3 protein-coding genes are annotated in these 3282 nt (G+C 64.5%); 2 read left to right on the forward strand and 1 reads right to left on the reverse strand.

The window, feature by feature from the left end:
• The first annotated feature begins 180 nt into the window (after window positions 1-180).
• Together AC1DS3_RS37000 and AC1DS3_RS37005 are read left to right on the forward strand one after the other, a co-directional pair.
• The gene (locus tag AC1DS3_RS37000; RefSeq protein WP_441630890.1) at window positions 181-666 is read left to right on the forward strand and encodes a hypothetical protein; all 486 of its coding nucleotides are present in this window, start codon (window positions 181-183) and stop codon (window positions 664-666) included.
• Between the two features lie 49 nt (window positions 667-715).
• Window positions 716-1951: an FAD-dependent oxidoreductase gene (locus AC1DS3_RS37005; protein ID WP_477129178.1), complete on the forward strand. Its 1236-nt coding sequence runs from the start codon at window positions 716-718 to the stop codon at window positions 1949-1951.
• Between the two features lie 196 nt (window positions 1952-2147).
• On the opposite strand, the gene AC1DS3_RS37010 is transcribed toward AC1DS3_RS37005, so the two are convergent.
• Entirely contained in the window at window positions 2148-2471 is a 324-nt protein-coding gene (locus tag AC1DS3_RS37010; protein ID WP_441630894.1) for a hypothetical protein, read from the reverse strand.
• Window positions 2472-3282 lie beyond the last annotated feature (811 nt).

A 3282-nucleotide genomic window follows, 5' to 3' on the forward strand; every position in this document is an offset into this window, starting at 1 on the left:
CTGTCACGCGGGCAGAGGGCGCTGTCACGCGGGCAGAGGGCGCAGGATGGGATGGATGCGACGACATGGCTGAAATGCATTATTTTTAGGCAGGATAACGATATCGAGTCTACGCGTTTACGCCAGATACTGCTCCCAAGGCGCCGCCATCCACATTTCCCCGCGCCGCAGGAGATCCACATGCAGACCGCAATCCCCGCCATGCCGGCAATACCCGCAATATCGGAAATTCCCAGCTGCCAGATTTACGACGCCAGCCGTTTTCCCATCGTGATCGGCCGCACGCAGGCCATGCAGCCGGGCTATGCCATCCAGTGGCGCGAGGAGATGACCGCGCTGGTCGAGCAGGGCCGGCCTTTTGTCCTGATCCATGACCAGCGGCCAGCCGAGGAGACGCAGGAGGACCGCAAGCAGCGCGCCTTGTGGCTGAAACAGTGCAAGGCGCCGCTCGGCGCGGTATGCAAGGCGCTGATCCACATCGAGCCCGACCCGATCAAGCGGGCCGCGCTCAGGGCCCAGGCATTGCTTGCCGTCAAGGCCTTTGGCATTCCCATGGCGATTTCCGCCACCATGGCCGACGCGCTTGCGYTGGCCGCGCGGGCGCTGGACGAGACCACGCCGGATGCACCCGCGGATGCACCGGCACCCGGGGCAGCCGCCCGTTGAGCGCTGTACAACCACCGTCATGGCCCAAACCGCGACATTCTTCCTGCCTATGAAACCACTGCACATCACCATCATCGGCGCCGGCCTGGGAGGCTTATGCCTGGCGCAAGGGCTCAAGCGGCGCGGCATTGCCTTCGACGTCTATGAGCGCGACGCCGCGCTGGCCAGCCGTACGCAGGGCTACCGCATCCGGATCGACCACGCGGGCCAAGAGGCCTTGAAGGGTTGCCTGCCTGCGGCGCTGCTCAGCGTGTTCCAGGCGACTGGTGCCATCCCCAACGCTGGCGTCAACATAGTCGACACCGGGCTCGAGGCCGTCAGCGGCAGGTGGGTGGAGTCGTGGCGGCGTGGCCGCGGCGATGCGCCCGCCGCAGCGGAAGCGGAAGCAGAAGCAGAAGCAGAAGACCTGAGCGTGAACCGCCAGACGCTGCGCGAAGTCCTGATGCATGGCATCGAGGACCGGGTGCATTTCAGCAAGGCGTTCGTGCGTTACCGCGAGGACGACGACGCTCGCGTGCAAACGGGCTTCTCCGATGGTTCATCCACCGTATCGGACTTACTCGTCGCGGCGGATGGCGTCAATTCAAGGGTGCGCCGGCGGCGCCTGCCGAGCGCGGCACCGGCCGATACCGGGTTTGCCTGCCTCTACGGCAAGACCTATCCCACGCCTGCCACGCTGGTGCGGCTATCCGGCTTGCTGCCGGCCAGGACGTCGATCGTCTTCGGCGATGGCCTGGGCGTCATCATCGATCCGATGCGGTTCCGGCCACCGCCCGCGGGGTACCRCCTGAGCATGCCTGGCGACTACCTTTACTGGGCCATCTTTGGCGCGCGCGAAGCCCTTGGCATCGGCTGGGAAGCCGGGGATGCGTTGCAACAGGACGCGCTTGCCGCACGCCTCGAACGCATCACGGCGGGGTGGCATGCCGGGCTGCGCCCGCTGTTCCAGCAGAGCGATCGTGCCTCGCTGGCCGTGGTGCCAGTCAGGACGGCAGATGTGCCCGCTGCCTGGCCAAGCAGTGCCGTCACGGTGCTGGGAGACGCCATCCACGCCATGAGCCCGGCCGGCRGCCTGGGCGCGAACACGGCGCTGCACGATGCGCTCCTGCTATCGCGGCAGCTGGGCGAGGCCGCCGCCGGCCGCCGCTCGCTGCGGGCGGCCATTGGCGGCTACGAAACCGCCATGCGCGAATACAGTGCACGCGCCATCCTGGCATCGCAGCGCGGCACGGAGGTGTTGCTGGGCGCCAGCGGCCGGCAACCGGAGCGGATCCTGGCTGGCTAGACGTCGCGATGGGGGAAGCGGGCAAGGGGGGGAGGGCAACGTGAATTTGCGCACACAAGTACAGCCTCCGCGGCCAGGCAAGGGGTCGCGCGGGGTTGCCGCTGCAAAGGTCCGAAGCCGGGGCGCTATTGCCCAGGCATCAGCATTGCCACGCGGCGGCGCGGCAACGTAGGGTGCCGCGCCTTTCGGCTGCTCGTTACTTCGATTTCGCGCCGTCCGTGTACGGGTCGGCCTTGCCGGCCTTGGCGCCGTCCGTATAGGGATCCGCCTTGCCGGCCTTGGCCCCGTCCGTGTAAGGATCGGGCTTGCCCTGCGTGGCATTCAGGTCCATTTGCGTGGATTGCTTCGCGCCATCCGTGTAGGGATCGAATTTGCCGGTTTTCGCTCCATCCGTATAGGGATCGGCCTTGCTGGCCTTGGCCCCGTCGGTGTACGGGTCGAACTTTTTCTGCTGGCCATAGCTCAAGCCTGAAGCCGTTGCGGCGGCGACAAGTAACGTCAACGTGAGTACTCTGCGCATCTCTTGCTCCGGTGGTAAGGAGGTGGTCGCCTATGGTTCAGCGAGGGAGCGCTCGGGCACAGGCTGGCCGGAATAGCTGGCATCTGCGCCACGCCAGACAAACTGGGGCGGTAACCTCGGTGGGCCAGCGGGGCACACAAGTGAAGGCAGGCCAGGGCATATGAGTACTCGCCCCGCGCCCGCCTATGCCGCGTCCCGCACAGTTCATCGTAGGAGCGAATCCCGGGGAGGCCGTAGTAAAACGTTGTAAATCCTTGTTGCGTTTTTTCCTTTCGGCAGCGCCCTGTCCCGGAGCGCGAAACGTGCGCAGCGGCCGGTGCATTCCCCTGATCTTTCTGGCGTTCCTGGCTATCCTGGTTTTTCTTCGAGCGCATCGCCTCGGTCCATGTGCGCTTTGCGCGATATCCTGGATTTCTGGTATCCGATCAAAAAACCCCTTGACTATCTATCTACCAGTAGATAATATTCACGACATGGAAGCCGCTGCTCCGCCCCAGCAAGAAAAGCTGAAGCAGGAAAGAGGATCCAGCGCATCACCCGGGGAATCCCCGTTTTTTTTGGTCAGYTTATCTATCTACTAGTAGATAACGGACAGAAGAAGCGAAGGGTTCCAAAGCGTACCGATTCGATTCCGCCCAAGCGCGGGTCCTCAAATGCAAATGGAGAACATCATGACCTCGAACCTCTTCGCCAAGACCCTGATCACCGCCGCCGCCCTTGCTGCCGCTTTCGTTGCCGGCACCGCTCAGGCTTCGGGCCCGAAGGACAGCACCTTCGCCGGTGACAAGTACGGCTACGTGTTCCGCACCAC

The sequence above is a fragment of the Cupriavidus sp. 01L46 genome, from assembly GCF_056399905.1.